Source organism: Rhizobium sp. 1399 (assembly GCF_031455475.1).
Lineage (GTDB): Bacteria > Pseudomonadota > Alphaproteobacteria > Rhizobiales > Rhizobiaceae > Rhizobium.
Genome location: NZ_JAVDSU010000006.1, coordinates 278,057 through 292,892, shown reverse-complemented (window position 1 = coordinate 292,892; position 14,836 = coordinate 278,057). Strand labels below are relative to the sequence as shown.

The window sequence follows — 14,836 nt, the reverse complement described above, 5'->3', positions numbered from 1 at the left end:
CGGTTCGTCTTGAGATTGATGCGATAGAAGCCTCATCCAGCGCGGAGCCGATGATTTCATGCAATACTTTGGGCAACTTCTCAGTTTCGTGGGCCCGGCCTACGCCGTCGGCTTCCTGGCCATGTGTTTCTGGTGGCGCTGGTGGTTGCTTGTGCCCGCTGGAATCCTGGCGGCTGTTCTGGCCAAAATCGAATTTGCGAGTGTCAACGCCTCGGACGGGGCAGGCGCAGCATTTGGGATCATCCTCGTCGTCTTCGTGATGATTGGTGCTGCCAGCGGTTTCGCTGCAAGCGGGATTGTGTTGATCGGCCGCACGGCTCAATTGCAGGCGCTGCGGGCCGTATTCGTGCTTCCTGTCGTTTTCATCTTAGGCTTCGGAAGTTATTTCGTCGTCACCTGGACCCAGCAGAAAACCAGGGAGGCTCGCTATAGGCCTCCCGCTGCCGCATGCCTCGACAACCTGCATCCAGCCCGGATCGCCGATGTGGACATCGCGATTCCAGTCGCGCCTGGCATCTTTCTCTACGGCGAGGGAATGAACAGCGACCATTACCTTCTTTGGAGCAATCCAGATGCACGCGCCTTCTGTGGCGAGGCAGATGGAGGCAACGCGACGTTGAAGTCGGTAGTCTTCATGCTGGATGGCATCCCGGCGCGGAGAGAGATGGAAACCAAACGACCGTTCTGTTCGCGCCCGCACCCTGAATATCCCTGGGCGGAGATGGCCTGTCACCTAATTTCCACGGAACTTATTCCCGACAAGCCCGTCGAAATGACAGTTTCCGTCAAGGCCCCGGGCTTTGATCCCTCGGTCCGCGAACGGAAGGCTATGTTGAAGAACCAGCCCACCGTCGCTTCCGACGGCCTTAGAACCCATCGCTCACAAAATGACCTGTATCTGCAGCGGCCGGACGGATATTTCGCCCAATGCCGGGACTATCGTTCCAAAAGCCAACCTTGGCTCTACTGCACAGCAACGGAGGAGTTATCAGACAAGCTCGCCATCTCGTATGATTTCAGGAGCACTGCGGAGCTTTTCATAACGCAGTCAGCGACCGTCGCAGCCAATGCCCGAGCGATCTTCAATTCCCTAAAACCTTGAAAGCTCGCTCCAATGGACCCGGCTGGCAACCTCCGAAACGATATCGAAACAGCACTACTTCGCCAGAACCTAACGGCTTGGCAGCGAACCTTTCTGACCGACATCCACGCTCGTCTCGAACGATCCGGTGGACAGGCTCGCCTTTCCGATAAACAGTGGCGGAAGATTTTCGAAATTCTCGGGCGGCAGAACAGCGTGATTACGCAGCCGCCGACTATTATCAGCGGCTATCCAACTCGCCATCGGGCAAGGAGATCATTCAGGCTCCCTTTGGGCCGCACCGGCAGACGGTTGAAGTGGCGTCTCGAACGCCTGGTCCTGGGGTTTCTGATCGTCGCAGCTGTGGCCATCGCCCAGCAGATATTCGAATTCGGATCAGAACAATTTCAGTCAGCTCCGGCGACGACGCTTGCGTCGCAGACACAGGAATTTACGGTGACCGATGGAGACACTGTTCACGTTGTTGGGGAGGCGGCAGGTACCCGGTTGGTTGGCTTTAATACACCGGAGAAGTTTTCGCCCGAATGCGAGTACGAACGCCAGCAAGGCGAGCGGGCCTCGGCACGGCTTCGGGAACTGGTCGCCCATGGCAGCGTCCAGCTGACAAAGGTCGCATGCGCATGTGCGCCAGGCACGCAGGGGAGGGCGAAATGCAACCACGGGCGCTATTGCGGCACGCTAACCGTCGACGGGAAGGACGTCGGCAGCATTCTCATCAGTGAAGGCCTTGCTGTGCCATTCGTCTGCGGCAGAACGAGTTGCCCGCCGACGCCCCGGCCATGGTGCACGGGATGACGCAATGAACGGACCTTCTCGCAACGCAAATGGCTTGTTAACGCTTGTCCGCACGTTGATCCGCTTCGTCTTAAGCTTCGTCTTCTGGGCGATCCTCCTTGTATTTGCGGCCATCGTCCTCGTGCCCATGTTACTGATGGCGGGCAAGGCTCCTCCGACCCTAGTGCTGCCGAGCAACGAGACGAGAGAGCAAATCTACAAGTCGGAGCGGCGTCAGGTGTCATATCTGCGGTGCGCTCGTCGGGGCGTCCAAAGTTGCCTTCCTAAGAACGCGGACGATTGTTGATCCTTGGGGGCGCATGCTAAGACGCCAATAGATTGACAAGATAGCCCGTAGACAAGTTCAGCTGCGCCACCGGACGATCTCGTAAGCGGGCATCGGGCGGTGAAAGCCTTTCAGATTCAATTCGCCGACAGGAACGGATTCGACCAGCGTTTCGATAGCGCCGAAGACGCGTTGGCTGACGAGAATCTGACCGGGTTTTGCCTTTTCGCATAATCGCGCCGCATGGTTCGGGACGGTGCCTATGACCGCGTAATCCGAGCGCTGGTCGAAGCCAATCTGTCCGATGGTTGCGTGGCCCCGAGCGATGCCGATCCCGAAACCAAGCAAATAGCCTCGTTTGCGCCAGCGGTCCGAATGCTCGTCGATTGCGTCACGCATTTCCGCCGCCATGAGGACCGCCTTCTCGGTGTGGTCGACGCAGGGCAGTGGATCGTTGAAAACGACAAGAAGGCCGTCGCCCACGAAGCGTTCCATGGTTCCCCCGTGGCGGGCGATCAACTCGCCGAGGCAGGCGTGGTACTCGCCAAGAACTGTCATCACCTCTTCCGGCTCGGCGGTCTCGGCGAACGCTGTAAAGCCGCGCAGATCGCAGAAAACGACGGTCACCTCGCGACGGTGGCTTTGAAGCAGCGTGTCGTCATTGCCCGATTCAACAATGAGGTCGGCGACCTGAGCGGGCAGAAACCGTCTCAGTCGGCTCATCCGCTCGATTTCGATCAACTGCTCCGCCACTGTTTGTTTAAGAGAGCGGTTCCATGCAGCCAATTGTGCGGCCTGATCCTCAAGGCGTAGCGCCTGGCTCTGGACTGTATCGTGAAGCGCTTTTTGGCGCAGCATCGAGCGTACCCGCGCCAGCAGGGCCTGATGTTCGAACGGCTTGGTTAGATAGTCGTCGCCGCCGGCGTCCAGACCCTCCACCACGTCCCGCGTATCGGCCCTTGCGGTGACAAGGATAACCGGGATCGATCGCAGCGAAACGTCTTCCTTGAGCATGCGCACGACGCTTATCCCGTCGAGCTTCGGCATCATGATGTCGAGCAGGATCAGGTCAGGCGCGAGGCTGCGCGCCTGCGCAAGCCCCTCTTCGCCGTCCGCAGCAGTTGCCACTTCGTAGCCGCTCGCCTCGAGGCGCATGCGCAGGATTTCGAGATTTTCCGGCGTGTCGTCGACGGCGAGAATGCGAGGTGGATCGTGCAAGGTGCAGCCTCCCTCAGGCAAGGAATTCTCGGATCATTGTTAACAGTTGGCGCGGGCTGAAGGGCTTGGCAATGTAGCCGTCGCACCCCGCAGCGAGGGCCTTCGCCTCGTCTCCCGACAATGCGTAGGAGGTGACTGCGATTATCGGAATTTGCCGGAGTGTCGGGTCAGCCTTTATGCGGCGGGCAGCTTCGTACCCGTCGATCACCGGCAGCTGGATGTCCATCAGGATCAAGTCCGGCCTCTCAGATACGGCAGCCGCGACGCCGGCAGCCCCGTCCGCGGCCTCTATCAGTTCGTACTCGGTGGCGGCCAGGAGATCGCGCACGATCTGGCGGTTGTCCTCGGTGTCCTCCACCATCAGGATTCGTTTGCTCATGCCGCTTTCACGTCCTCCACCCGAATTGGTATTCTCATGCAGAACGTCGAGCCTGAATCTGGCACCGACTCGACGCTTAGGGTTCCACCATGCATTTCGACGATACGCTTTGAGATCGCGAGACCGAGGCCCGTGCCACCCTTTTGCCGGGTGCTGGTGTTGTCGACCTGTTGGAATTCCTCGAAGATGAGGACCTGGTCTTTGGGCGCGATGCCGGGACCTGTGTCCCGCACTGTGATCTCGAAGTGCCCATCGACTGCATGGGCAAAAATGTCGACTGTGCCAGTCTCGGTGAACTTGACCGCATTGCCGGCGAGATTCATCAGGACTTGCGTCAGACGGCGTTCGTCCCCGAGGCCCAGCGGCAGGTTCTCGGCGACAGTCGCCGCGAGCGAAAGTCCTTTTGCACGTGCCAGCGGCTCGACAGCCGTGACGGCCGAGTGAACGATCTGCCCCACAGCATAGTCCTCGATCGCCAGCGTGAGCTGGCCTGCTTCGATCTTGGAAAGGTCGAGCACGTCGTTGATGAGTCCCAGCAGGTGACGGCCGTTCGCCTGCACGCGGGACACCGTCGCCTTGGCCCTTTCCGGCAACTCGCCATAGATTCCGTCAACCAGCAGTTCGGTGAAGCCCAGGACGGAGTTGAGCGGTGTCCTCAGTTCATGGCTCATGTTCGCGAGGAATTGCGACTTGTGGCGGCTGGCTGCCTCCAACTCTCGGCCTTTCTCCTCTATCTCCCGGAAAAGCTTCGCGTTTTGCATGGCCACGACCGACTGGGCGGCAAAGGTCTCCAACAGATGGATCACCTGCGTGTCGAATTCACCGGGCTTGCGACGCTCGACGACGAGCGCGCCCACGATCTTGTTTGGCCTGAGCAGTGGAACCACCAAGACGCCGCGATATCCGGCATCGAGGACGATCTTCTGGGAAGGAGAGGGGATACCTTCGCTAAGATCGGCGGCTTGGACCGGCGCTCGGCGTCTTGCAGCATCGCCAATTCCGGCATCGTTCAATTTGATCGGCTGGCTGGAGAGTGCGGCGATGATTTCGTCGCTGATCCCATAGGTCGCCCGAAGGCGGAAGTGTTGCGTGGCGCTGCTGAAGACGTAGATGGTGCCTGCGTCCGTGTCCGACAGTTGAACCGCCTTCGCTACGATCGTCTGCAGCACGGTGTCGAGATCGAGCGTCGAATTGACAGCCTTGCTGACTTCCCCGAGCGCCTCCAGTTCGCCAACCGAGCGTGCAAGCTCGGCCGTGCGCGCCTGTACCTCCTGGTATAGCCGCCCGAGCTGCTCGGACATCTGGTTGACATCGGCGGCAAGCACTCCAAGCTCGTCCCGATTGGCGACGGTAACCTGTTGGGCGAAGTCGCCCGCCGCTATCTGGCGCAGACGCGTCCCGATCTTCTTGACTGGCTCGATTAGCGACCAGGAGATGATGTAGCCGAGTCCTAGCGCCAGCAGGATGCTGCCCACCGCAAAGGAAATCACGATCAGCCGGGAGGTGCCGAACGCCCCTTCGGTCGCTTCGATTGCCCCCACCATGTCGGCTTCCGCCATATTGACGAGTTGGTTGGTCAGCCGCTCGAGGCGGTCGGCCGACGGCATGATCTCATCGAGCTGCATTCTGCGCGCCTCGTCGGTGTGCCCGGCGCGGATGAGCTCGACGACACGTGTGACCTTCGCGGTAAACTGATTGTATTCTTGCCGGACCTGGCCCAACACTTGCGCCTCATTTGCCGCGACAAACTCCATGCGGTCGAGGTCGTAGCCAAACTGGTTGAGCTGGCGCAGCGCTGCATCGAGCATCATGTCGGCCTGAAGCAAAAGTGCGGTCGAGATGCTGTAGAGTTGGTTCGTCGTGTCGTGCTGGACCTGGCGATAGGCGGCGATCTTGCGCTGCAGTTTGATTAGCTCGGTTGTCTGAGCGTTGACTCCACTCAGCACCTGCAACCCGACGGCCCCGAGCACGATCAGCAGTCCGACGATCGACAGGAACGCGATCAACAGCTTGGTCTGGACGCGCGCTGGCAGCCGCGCAACCCAGCCAATCAGCCCGCTCGTGAGGTTACCTAGCTTCCTCCAAAAGGCTAAGAAGATCACTCCGGAACTCCTCCAGGTCGAAACCAGCGCCGAGATATTGTACGCGCAACATGCCATTCGGGTCTACGAGCGACGTCAGCAGGGTGTGATCGACCTCACCATTCGCCGTCTTCCTCGCGATAACGCCGTATTTCCGTCCAACCTCATGGACCATCGCAGGATCACCGGTAAGAAACGACCAGCCCTTCACATCGGCATTGAAGTTCTCAGCATAGTGCTTCAGCACCTCGGGAGTGTCGCGCTCGGGGTCGACGGTGATCGAAACGAAGACGATCTCGGCCCCGAACGCACCACCCAGCATGTCCTTCACGCGCGCCATGTTATCGGTCAGCATCGGACAGATGTCGGTGCAGGAAACAAAGATGAACGCAACCGCAACTACCTTGCCGCGAAATCCACGGAGTGACACAGGTACTCCGCTCTGCGACGTCAGGGTAAAGTCGGGCGCGGCCCCGATAGTCGGCAAGCGCTGGTCGTGCGATGCATCATGTGCCTGAGCTGGCCCGGCTAGCAGCGCCAACAGCAGAACCTGTGCTGGCCACCTCATGACTTTAATTCACGCCTCAGTTCATTGAGGAAGCGCCAGTCCGTGGCCTTGGCGATGATCTCCTGGGGACTCGCGGTGATAGCGCCGGCCTCGTGCAGGCGCAGCGCGTAGAAGCGCACCGTGTCTTCCACGTCATAGTCCCGCCACCGCTTGTAGGGGACCTCGCCGAGGGCCTGGAGCGCGTAGTCGTAATTGGCTGTGAATTTGCCTTCAACGAGACGGCGCGCGACCATGGCCGGGTCGGCCACGCACAGATCGGCAGCCTTGAGGATGGCGCGCATCACCCGCTTTGAAGCGACGGGATTGGCGGCGATGAAGCCGGGATTGCCGGCCAGCACACAGCAGAAATACTGCGACCACGGCCGGTCGAGGGCGCTGTTGATGATGACGTCGCCGGCCGCCTTGGCGCGCAGTTCCTGCGGCTCCGGCGGAAAGCCGAGGAAGGCGTCGACATCGCCGCGCAGGAACAATTCCTTCGGCTTCACCTCTGGATCGCTCACCCAGACGATGTCCCGCACCGGGTCCAGTCCGACATGTGCCGCTATGCTGACGATGAACAGGTGCGGGGCCGAACCTATCGCCTGAACACCGACTTTCCTGCCCTTGAGTTGGAGGATGCTGCCGATGCCTGGCTGGACGAATAGTTCCCAACAGCCCGGATGGATGCCGCCCATCAATGTTAGCCTGTGCCCCTGATCGACGGCGACAAGCGCAGGTGCAATGAAGTTCATGGAGAAATCGATTTTGCCGCTCGCCGTATCCGTCGCTATCCCAAAGCCAGGCTGGGACTCGACGTAATCCACATGCGTGAAACCCTCGGCATACAGCAAATCCTCCGCGACATATTGCGGCGCGAGGCAGATGCCGGAGTTCTTGCTCAGGCGAATCCGGCCGGTCTCGGGCGGTGGTTCGGCGACGGCCGGTGTCGCGGCACCCATGAGGCCCGCAGCGCCGGCTGCCGTGAGGCCGGCTAGGAAATTGCGGCGATTCTGGATGATCTGCATGCGACTCTCCTTTCCCGTCGAGAACGGCACCGGGGTGGGCTTCTCAGGTCTTAAACTCGCGCCTAAGCTCGTTGAGGAAGCGCCAGTCCGTTCCGCTTGCCATAATCTGCCGCGGGCTCGACTTGATCATGCCCGCTGGTTTGAGGCGGGAGTCTTACGCTCTCAGTCGCTGCCGCGTGAACGGTCCCGGCCAGCGATCACTAATTGTACGCCTTATCTGTGCCGGTAGCGAGGGTTCTCTTCCCACCGGGAGAGCAGTAAGCGGCGTTAACACCCTTGAGAAAACGCCCCTCTTGACTCCTCCGAAAAATGGAACAAAATAAGAACATCCGTACGGCAGTAGCTTCTAATCCTAACCAAACAAGGAGGATTCCGCATGCCTACGATCTTATTCAGACACGAGCCGGACGTCTCGTCTCAGGACGTTATGAAGGTGGCGGTCTTCGCCGAATATGTCGGCAATCAGTGCTTCGACGTCTTTGGCGGTGACGGATCAAAGTCTCGGTCGGAGACCCTGTCGCTTCGTGCGCAGGAAGTGTCCGACGCGCTCGATTTCGGAGACGAGCCACACTTTTCGCATGAGACGATACAGAAGATCATCGATCTCCGAAGTATCGTTGCAGATATGTGCTTCGATAAGTTCGGTGAGCGGGGACACATGGGAAAGTCCATGGACTTGATTCGAATGGATCAGGAGGTGGATCAGGTCCTCGACAAACTCATCGTCCTCCAGCTGTCGCCTGAGGAGGCAGAAGAGGCGGAAGCCGATTGGGACCATGAATCCCAGTTCTATCGACCCGTCGAAGGTGGCAACTCCAGTGCGATCCGCCGCGACAATATCGGCTTTCGGGCGGAAGTTTGAACATTTAGTTCGGGCATACGCCAGAGCTTCAGTAAACACGGCGGCCGGTGGCCGCCGTTTTCTCTTGTCTTGTCCTTTAGGATGGCCAGTGGGGCACTCGCAGGCTACGTTTGCCATAGCCGCGAAAGGGAGGTCGTGAGTTTATGTGCAACTTATATCGCATGGAAGACAGGGATTGGGTCGCTAAATGGGCTCAGGACGCTGAGAGTTTGATCAACCTGATGCCTGCCTACCAGATGAACCCGGACCAGACGGGACCAATCGTCCGCAACACAGCCGATGGCCGCAAGCAGGTCATCCTCTGTGTGTGACCTTAGCGGACCGGAAAATCGCGCAGGCCTCAGAGTGATCGTTCGAAAAGAAGCTCATTATCCTTTTCGCCGACGCGTTCCCAACCAGCTGCTCGATAGAATTTCTCGGCTCGGGTGTTTGGATCGGTGGTGAGCCAAGCGCGTCCGATGCCCGCAGACTTGAGGCAGGCGCAGGCTTCGGCCAGCAGAATGGAACCAATCCCTTTTCTTTCAAACCCGGGAGCCACAAAAAGCGCCCAGATGTTTCCGTCGCGTGGGTCAGCTGCGGAAAAGCCAACTATCTCGCCGTTCTCTTCCCAAACGGCGACTCCCGGATTGGCTACATACCAATCGTAATCATCATCGGTGATCTTTGTGGGGTCGCTCAACATGTTTTCGACGACTGACGAACGGACAGCTTTCAGCGCCGGGACGTCAGTCAGGATCGCTTTTCGGACCATGCAAACGATCTCTCGATATCTTGGAAGTTTTGCAGAATGCATCTTTGTGGCGGCCGGTTCAATGATCGCTCTCAGTGCGAGTGGACGCGGACCCATGACTGCCTTTTGCCCAAACCGGTCATCGCGTATCGGCGCGTTCCCGCCGAGTACATGCTCGACGGGAATATTTGCTCCAAGCGCGGGCAATGCAGATACGAGAGGCGATAAGCAGATATTTCACGCTTATGAATGCCCCGTTATCAAACATCAGGGGCGTAGCCGTTTTGGGGTACGGCTGAGCAGAGTTACTTCTCTGATGCTGTCGGTCTTTAATAGTCGCATCAGTACGCGGGCCAGCCCGACACCCATCCCGCCATGTGGCGGGCATCCATAACGAAAGAACTCCAGGTAGTCCGAGAGTGCATCAAGGTTGTAGCCGCGCTCAGATGCCTGAGCTACCAGGCGGTCGTACCGATGTTCTCGTTGAGCACCTGTTGTGATTTCCATTCCTCGCCATAATAAATCGAAACCTTTCGTGAGATGAGGCTCGTCGTCTCGACGCATATGGTAAAAAGCACGCCCTTTGGCAGGATAGTCGGTGATGAAAAGAAACTCGTGGCCCGTTTTTTCCGCCATCCATTCTGAGAGTAGGCGTTCTGCCTCAGCGTCGAGGTCGTAGGATTTTTGTAGGTCATGGCCCAATGTGCCGAGGGTCTCACGCGCCTGTTCGAAGGTGATTTTCGGGAAGGGAAGTTTCGGCGGTGATATTTCGACGTCGAACAGCTCCTTGATGGCCGTGCCGTGAGCGGTGGCTACCGCACTCACGGAATGCGCCAGCCACCGCTCCTCCAAGTCCATTAAGTCGTAGTGGTCATCGATCCACGCAGCCTCCATGTCGATTGAGGTGAATTCGGTCTCATGACGGGAGGTGAAGGACGGTTCCGCACGGAATGCGGGCCCAATCTCGAATACCCGTTCCATGCCTCCAGCAATCGCCATCTGCTTATAGAATTGAGGTGATTGGGCGAGAAAAGCTGTGGTGCCGAAATACTTTACGGCGAAAACCTCCGATCCGGATTCACTGAACGTCCCCATGAGCTTCGGTGAATGAAGCTCTCGGAAACCGTTCTCGCTCCAGAACGAACGCATCGCTTCTTCAAGGGTCGTCTGGACAGAGAAAACGAGTTGCTGTCGTGGATATCTCAGACTGACCTGCCGATGGTCAATCCACTTGTCGAGACTCGACTCCTCGTCAATTGGCGAGCGAGCGTCGGCGAGCCCGCAGATGTCGGCAGTTTCGAGGCTAACTTCCAGGCCGCCAAGTTTCACGCCGGGAGCCGAGGTTACCAGACCAGTGATGGCAACCGCGCTTTCCGGAGTGAGGGCATCGAGAACAGCGGTGAGCGAGAGATTGTCTTTGCTTTGGGTAAGCTGAACTTTTCCTGTGTGATCCCGGAGGACGATGAAGCGCATTCGCTTTTGATCGCGGATGGCCTCTGCAAAGCCGCAGAGCCTGACACGTTGGCCTACGAGCATAGGCAACTGTGCAATTACAGATCGTTTTAACGTTGATTTTTCAAGCATGACTATCTCCTGAAACGGAAACCGGATCAGAGAAGCCAAACCACAAGCCCTTCCGAAACCGGCAGGGCTGTGGTGATCAATGAGCTACGCTAAAAGGCGCACACAATGTCCACGACCCCGAAGGGGCCGTTATTATTGATCGTGTTCTTCGACAACGTGCTCATATAGTCATCTGGACACAGGATACTACGAAAGTAAACCCGCAAAAATCATGAGAGTGTTTGGTGCGAGAATGACCGGTTTTGGTAAGGTGAACCGCGTCACAGGAGTGCTGGCGGTGCAGCGCGGTCATCATTGCTCACTGCCACCAGAACGGTTTTGAATCCGATTAGAAAGCTATGCTCGTCGGTGTTGGCAAAGGCGGACTCGGTATCGCTATTGATGGCGTTCTAGAGCGGCAACGTTGTTCGCGCCGCTCTAGAAAGGTTTTGAAGCCAATGAGAAAGCGATTGTCGTCGCGGCTTCGACGCCGTCGGGCGTTATCTCGTCGTCGATCCGCCGATCAGGATGGAAGTCGCATTTCGGTGCATGTTTCGGAATTAAACATGCTGCCGTCGCGACACGCGAAGGACAAGTTCAACCCCCTGTTCCAGCGTCAGATTTGATGTGTCGAGAATTTTGCATCCGTATGCCGATGCTTCATTCCGTAGGAAGGCCGCCCAGTTCATCATATCCGGGTTTGCCAACTCAGGTTGGCCTCGATCAATCGAAAGCCGTCTGGTTCTAGTCTCGTCGTCGCAATCAACGAGAATGCAGGCGTAGGGGATGATTCCCGCGCGTTCGGCCGCTTCCACCAGAAAGGCAAAACGAGACTGACCCTCGAATAGAACGCTGCGGCCCTGTTCGACTAGTGGCGATAGCCGAGCCATCCATTCGAAAGTGGCCGCTCTCTGCCATCCTTCGACAGAGCCGAATTTATCGATCATCTCGTGGACGGGCGGTACGCCGATGCGGTCCTTGTAAAAGACGTCGATCTCTTGGCCATGCAGGCGTTCAATCGCTTCGGCAATGGTTGTTTTCCCGGCTCCTGATGCGCCGGTCAGAATTACGAGTGGCATGATTATTTCCTCAATCGCAGCCAGCAAAAAGCATCCGCAAGGCGGGCTGGCTAAACGTACCCAGGTGCGATGCACCTGCTTCGAGCCCCTTCAGCAAGGGTAAGTGCCGTTAGGCGTCGAAGAAGGCCGTGGCGATGTTGAGGATGATAGTCTTCATGGTGCGGAGGCTATCTTACAACCAAAGTTAGTGCAATCCGGTCGTCGCTGTTTCGTCGAGACCTTTGTCATTGGTCGGGGCAGTGTTGCAGGGGTAGTGTGAAGGGGAGACGAATGTCGCGGCTGGTAGGACTGATCGGCATGTCGGTATTTGTTGGCCTGGCCAGCGCGACGATGGCTTGTTATGCAGCGTCATCCCCTTATTAGGTAGCAGTCAACAACATTTCAGTTATCAGAGCGAGTACAGAGACGGTGATTTTCAGGTGTCTGTCAGACTAGGCAGGAACACGTCGAACAACAGCGCGGCAGGTGCCATCCACTGATCCGGGGAATTGTAATTGCCGGTGGTGATGGCGAGGACAAAGTCAAAACCGGGGAAGACGAACAGCCGTTGCCCACCATTGCCGAACGCAGCGATGAAACGCTCGCCATAGGTTCCCGTCTTGTCTGTTATAGCCTCCTCGCCGAGATACCAGAGATAACCGTAATGCATTCCCCGCCAGCCGATATCAACGATGGCGGCAGGTTGGAAACTTTCATCGAGCCACGATTTGGGAATGACACTGCGGCCTTGCCATTCGCCGCCCTGCAAGATCACCTGCCCGATGCGGGCCAGTGAGCGAGGCGACAGCCGTAGCCCCGATGCAGCCGACGGCTCGCCGTCTTGGCCCCGAATCCATTCCATGGCGTCAATGCCGAGGGGATCAAACAGCACCTCTTTCGCGAAGTCCGGCAAACTCTGGCTGGTCCCTCGCTCAATGATCTTGCCAACCAGCGCAACCGCCCCGCCACTGTAAATCCAGCCCCTTCCCGGTTTGGCAAGGATCGGGCGATCCAAGATGAAGCGATAGCGGTCGGGCGCTTGCTCCATGGCGATCTCGCTATTGGCAGGATCGGTATAGGGGGCGTCTTCGTTCCATTCCATGGCCAGCGTCATGGTCAGTGCATGGCGAATGGTGATGCGCTCGCGTTCAGGATCACGGCCAAGATCAGCATATTCGGGAAACTGCGCGACGATCGGCGTGTCAAGCGCCGGCACTCGCCCCTTAGCAAGCGCAATACCGTAGAGCAGACCGACGATGCTTTTAGTAACGGATCGGATGTCGTGAAGGGTTTCTGGCCCGAACTTAACATTTTCTAGCGACTGCCCCCACTTCATGTCGTCGCCGTCAATGTAGCGTTCAAAGACAATACGACCGCCGTGCAAGGCAACAACCCCGTGCACGCCCGATAGCTTTCCGCTTTCCGCTAGATCGTCGAAACGCGTTACGGGGTCGGACTTGAATCCGGTCTCACCTGTGGCAGCAATCTGCCAATCGGTATGCTTTCCGTCCGCGATGGCGGGTGTAGTGCTGACCATTATTGTTGCTCCCATGTACTTGAGGATGTCTCTGCGATTTGCTCGGGTGGTCATTGGCAACCTGTCAATTAAGGGGTCTGCTCTGTGATTTCTTGACAGATTTTGCTGACCTCGAACAACTTCAGCCCATCATCGCGGACGCAACGAGCTAAGGCATTCTTCAGACCGCCAGGTCCTTATTGCGAGGATCGTCGAGTTGCATTCACTCCTCGGAGGCAATACGGAAAAAACTTCGGGTGGAGTTTGGAAGCCACCATACTGAGGGACAGACTAATTGCACTGCTGGGAGGGCCGATCAGGTTGGGTCTGTTCCAATCCGTGATGGACGACAGTTAGAGCAGCAATGCCAGCTTCATTGGCCGCACGTAAGAGGATTTCCCGAAATTGCTCTGGTGAGATGTTTCCGGTAATGGCGTCGACGCAAGCTTTCACGGCAGCCACATACTCCTCGCCGTCATCGGACGGCCAGTCCTTCATTAGGAGATGTGCTGCATCACCCAGTGTGCGCACGACTCTGCGTGTTGCTCTGTCGCGCAAAACAATCCCGACCGGCGTGAATGCCGATGATGTATTCCAGCACATTTTCCTCAACCCCAACGCACTAATATTTCAATCCTCGTGTGCAACATACGCGCGTATTATATAATTTGGAATTGAAATTATCCTGGAGAAAGCGACCCCATCGAAGCTGTCGGGTATAAAAGAAAAGGGCGCTCTACGACATATGTCGGAGCGCCCTGAGCTGCGTCAGCCTTTGTTGCGTTGGTGGACGACCGCAGCAACACCAGTTGATTGGATTCGTAATAGATTGCAACCGGACGCGTTTCGACCAGGTGTTTTACGACTATGTATATTTCGCCTCCACTCGATGATGTGGTGTGGCAGATTCCATCTAAGCCGCAAAGACCAGTGTCATTTGACTTTAATCTCGTTTGGGTTACGGTGTATTTCAGTGAATTACGGAGCGGTTTGCCATGTTACATAACGAAAAAACCCAGGTTTCCCTGCGTCTCCCAGCCCATTTGGTTGCCCAGTTCGATCAGATTGCAGTGCTTCTGGATCGGGATCGTACTTGGGTGATGCAGAAAGCCCTCGGACAATATCTGGCAGGTGAAGGAGCTGAAGTTCTCCGAGATGCCCAAGGCATCGATGAGCTGGATCGCGGCGAAAGTGTTGATCTTGAGGAAGTGCTTGAGAAGGCCCGAACTATCGTTGACGCCGCCGAATATCGACGCGGTCAACGGGTCGGTTGATGCCTCCTATCCGTTTATCCAAAAGCGCGGAACGCTGGTTCCTGGGCAAGGTTGCAGAAATTGCTGAGGTGAACCCCGCTGCCGCCAGAAAGCTCATTGAGCGTCTGGAGAGGCAGAAGGACCTTCTTTCATCATTCCCGCAGATGACCGAAAAAGGTGTTCTGGAGGGGACGCGGAAGGTGAGCATGCCTCCTTTGGTCCTCACCATCCGTGCACGCAATGGCATCGTTGAGATTGCTGCAATCAGGGACGCACGGCAGAAAGACGCGTATGCGCCAGCCGAACTTGGTGTCGCCTACGACAACGATGATGACGACGAAAAAGAGGATGCGTATAGCGGCGGCGCAAAGCCGGGCCCTTGACCTTACACGTCGTCAATGAGTAGCGAACACGAATGCTGACCGTGATTTTGGCCAAGACC

15 protein-coding genes and 1 pseudogene are annotated in these 14,836 nt (G+C 57.4%); 6 read left to right on the top strand and 10 right to left on the bottom strand.

The window, feature by feature from the left end; genetic code table 11:
* Positions 1–58 precede the first annotated feature (58 nt).
* Positions 59–1,102 (top strand): hypothetical protein, encoded by a 1,044-nt coding sequence (locus J2X71_RS20885; protein WP_310384520.1) that lies wholly within the window; start codon positions 59–61, stop codon positions 1,100–1,102.
* A gap of 12 nt (positions 1,103–1,114) precedes the next feature.
* Positions 1,115–1,897 (top strand): thermonuclease family protein, encoded by a 783-nt coding sequence (locus J2X71_RS20880; protein WP_310384518.1) that lies wholly within the window; start codon positions 1,115–1,117, stop codon positions 1,895–1,897.
* A gap of 343 nt (positions 1,898–2,240) precedes the next feature.
* Here the strand turns inward: J2X71_RS20880 and J2X71_RS20875 are convergent, their stop codons facing one another.
* Genes J2X71_RS20875 through J2X71_RS20855 form a run of 5 tightly spaced genes read right to left on the bottom strand, consistent with a single transcriptional unit; the run spans position 2,241 to position 7,412 of the window.
* Complete coding sequence (locus J2X71_RS20875; protein WP_310384517.1) at positions 2,241–3,401, bottom strand: response regulator; 1,161 nt, start codon at positions 3,399–3,401, stop codon at positions 2,241–2,243.
* The gene (locus J2X71_RS20870; RefSeq protein ID WP_310384514.1) at positions 3,394–3,759 is read right to left on the bottom strand and encodes a response regulator; all 366 of its coding nucleotides are present in this window, start codon (positions 3,757–3,759) and stop codon (positions 3,394–3,396) included. The genes J2X71_RS20875 and J2X71_RS20870 overlap by 8 nt, the downstream gene beginning before the upstream one ends.
* Positions 3,756–5,861, bottom strand: a complete 2,106-nt coding sequence (locus J2X71_RS20865) for an ATP-binding protein (protein WP_310384512.1) — start codon at positions 5,859–5,861, stop codon at positions 3,756–3,758. The genes J2X71_RS20870 and J2X71_RS20865 overlap by 4 nt, the downstream gene beginning before the upstream one ends.
* Positions 5,827–6,408 carry an SCO family protein gene (locus J2X71_RS20860; RefSeq protein WP_310384510.1) on the bottom strand — a complete coding sequence of 194 codons (582 nt, stop codon included), beginning with the start codon at positions 6,406–6,408 and terminating at the stop codon, positions 5,827–5,829. The genes J2X71_RS20865 and J2X71_RS20860 overlap by 35 nt, the downstream gene beginning before the upstream one ends.
* A complete protein-coding gene (locus J2X71_RS20855) occupies positions 6,405–7,412 on the bottom strand; it encodes an ABC transporter substrate-binding protein (RefSeq protein WP_310384508.1) in 1,008 nt (335 codons plus the stop codon). Before J2X71_RS20855 ends, J2X71_RS20860 begins: the two co-directional genes overlap by 4 nt.
* Positions 7,413–7,788: 376 nt before the next feature.
* On the opposite strand from J2X71_RS20855, the gene J2X71_RS20850 reads away from it, so the two are divergent.
* On the top strand, positions 7,789–8,274 hold the full coding sequence (locus J2X71_RS20850) for a hypothetical protein (RefSeq protein ID WP_310384506.1): 486 nt from the start codon (positions 7,789–7,791) through the stop codon (positions 8,272–8,274).
* A 143-nt stretch (positions 8,275–8,417) separates the two neighbouring features.
* Positions 8,418–8,573: pseudogene (locus J2X71_RS20845) on the top strand (SOS response-associated peptidase); the annotation flags it as partial.
* A 41-nt stretch (positions 8,574–8,614) separates the two neighbouring features.
* On the opposite strand, the gene J2X71_RS20840 reads toward J2X71_RS20845, so the two are convergent.
* The 5 genes from J2X71_RS20840 to J2X71_RS20820 all read right to left on the bottom strand — a co-directional run bounded on the left by J2X71_RS20840 (position 8,615) and on the right by J2X71_RS20820 (position 13,744).
* A complete protein-coding gene (locus J2X71_RS20840; RefSeq protein WP_310384504.1) occupies positions 8,615–9,025 on the bottom strand; it encodes a GNAT family N-acetyltransferase in 411 nt (136 codons plus the stop codon).
* A gap of 246 nt (positions 9,026–9,271) precedes the next feature.
* The gene (aspS, locus tag J2X71_RS20835; RefSeq protein WP_310384502.1) at positions 9,272–10,588 is read right to left on the bottom strand and encodes an aspartate--tRNA(Asn) ligase; all 1,317 of its coding nucleotides are present in this window, start codon (positions 10,586–10,588) and stop codon (positions 9,272–9,274) included.
* A 539-nt stretch (positions 10,589–11,127) separates the two neighbouring features.
* Positions 11,128–11,646, bottom strand: coding sequence for an AAA family ATPase (locus J2X71_RS20830; protein WP_310384500.1), 519 nt, complete (start codon positions 11,644–11,646; stop codon positions 11,128–11,130).
* A 415-nt stretch (positions 11,647–12,061) separates the two neighbouring features.
* Entirely contained in the window at positions 12,062–13,162 is a 1,101-nt protein-coding gene (locus J2X71_RS20825; RefSeq protein WP_310384498.1) for a serine hydrolase, read from the bottom strand.
* 270 nt (positions 13,163–13,432) lie between these two features.
* Positions 13,433–13,744, bottom strand: coding sequence for a DUF982 domain-containing protein (locus J2X71_RS20820; protein ID WP_310384496.1), 312 nt, complete (start codon positions 13,742–13,744; stop codon positions 13,433–13,435).
* A gap of 392 nt (positions 13,745–14,136) precedes the next feature.
* On the opposite strand from J2X71_RS20820, the gene J2X71_RS20815 reads away from it, so the two are divergent.
* Both J2X71_RS20815 and J2X71_RS20810 read left to right on the top strand, forming a co-directional pair.
* Positions 14,137–14,415 (top strand): CopG family ribbon-helix-helix protein, encoded by a 279-nt coding sequence (locus J2X71_RS20815; RefSeq protein WP_112968925.1) that lies wholly within the window; start codon positions 14,137–14,139, stop codon positions 14,413–14,415.
* A complete protein-coding gene (locus tag J2X71_RS20810; RefSeq protein WP_310384492.1) occupies positions 14,415–14,777 on the top strand; it encodes a type II toxin-antitoxin system RelE/ParE family toxin in 363 nt (120 codons plus the stop codon). The genes J2X71_RS20815 and J2X71_RS20810 overlap by 1 nt, the downstream gene beginning before the upstream one ends.
* Positions 14,778–14,836 lie beyond the last annotated feature (59 nt).

Coding starts and splice junctions, on each gene's coding strand:
- J2X71_RS20885 (WP_310384520.1), top strand. CDS start 59: ATGCAATACTTTGGGCAACTTCTCAGTTTCGTGGGCCCGGCCTACGCC.
- J2X71_RS20880 (WP_310384518.1), top strand. CDS start 1,115: ATGGACCCGGCTGGCAACCTCCGAAACGATATCGAAACAGCACTACTT.
- J2X71_RS20870 (WP_310384514.1), bottom strand. CDS start 3,759: ATGAGCAAACGAATCCTGATGGTGGAGGACACCGAGGACAACCGCCAG.
- J2X71_RS20860 (WP_310384510.1), bottom strand. CDS start 6,408: ATGAGGTGGCCAGCACAGGTTCTGCTGTTGGCGCTGCTAGCCGGGCCA.
- J2X71_RS20855 (WP_310384508.1), bottom strand. CDS start 7,412: ATGCAGATCATCCAGAATCGCCGCAATTTCCTAGCCGGCCTCACGGCA.
- J2X71_RS20850 (WP_310384506.1), top strand. CDS start 7,789: ATGCCTACGATCTTATTCAGACACGAGCCGGACGTCTCGTCTCAGGAC.
- J2X71_RS20840 (WP_310384504.1), bottom strand. CDS start 9,025: ATGGTCCGAAAAGCGATCCTGACTGACGTCCCGGCGCTGAAAGCTGTC.
- aspS (WP_310384502.1), bottom strand. CDS start 10,588: ATGCTTGAAAAATCAACGTTAAAACGATCTGTAATTGCACAGTTGCCT.
- J2X71_RS20830 (WP_310384500.1), bottom strand. CDS start 11,646: ATGCCACTCGTAATTCTGACCGGCGCATCAGGAGCCGGGAAAACAACC.
- J2X71_RS20825 (WP_310384498.1), bottom strand. CDS start 13,162: ATGGTCAGCACTACACCCGCCATCGCGGACGGAAAGCATACCGATTGG.
- J2X71_RS20820 (WP_310384496.1), bottom strand. CDS start 13,744: ATGTGCTGGAATACATCATCGGCATTCACGCCGGTCGGGATTGTTTTG.
- J2X71_RS20815 (WP_112968925.1), top strand. CDS start 14,137: ATGTTACATAACGAAAAAACCCAGGTTTCCCTGCGTCTCCCAGCCCAT.
- J2X71_RS20810 (WP_310384492.1), top strand. CDS start 14,415: ATGCCTCCTATCCGTTTATCCAAAAGCGCGGAACGCTGGTTCCTGGGC.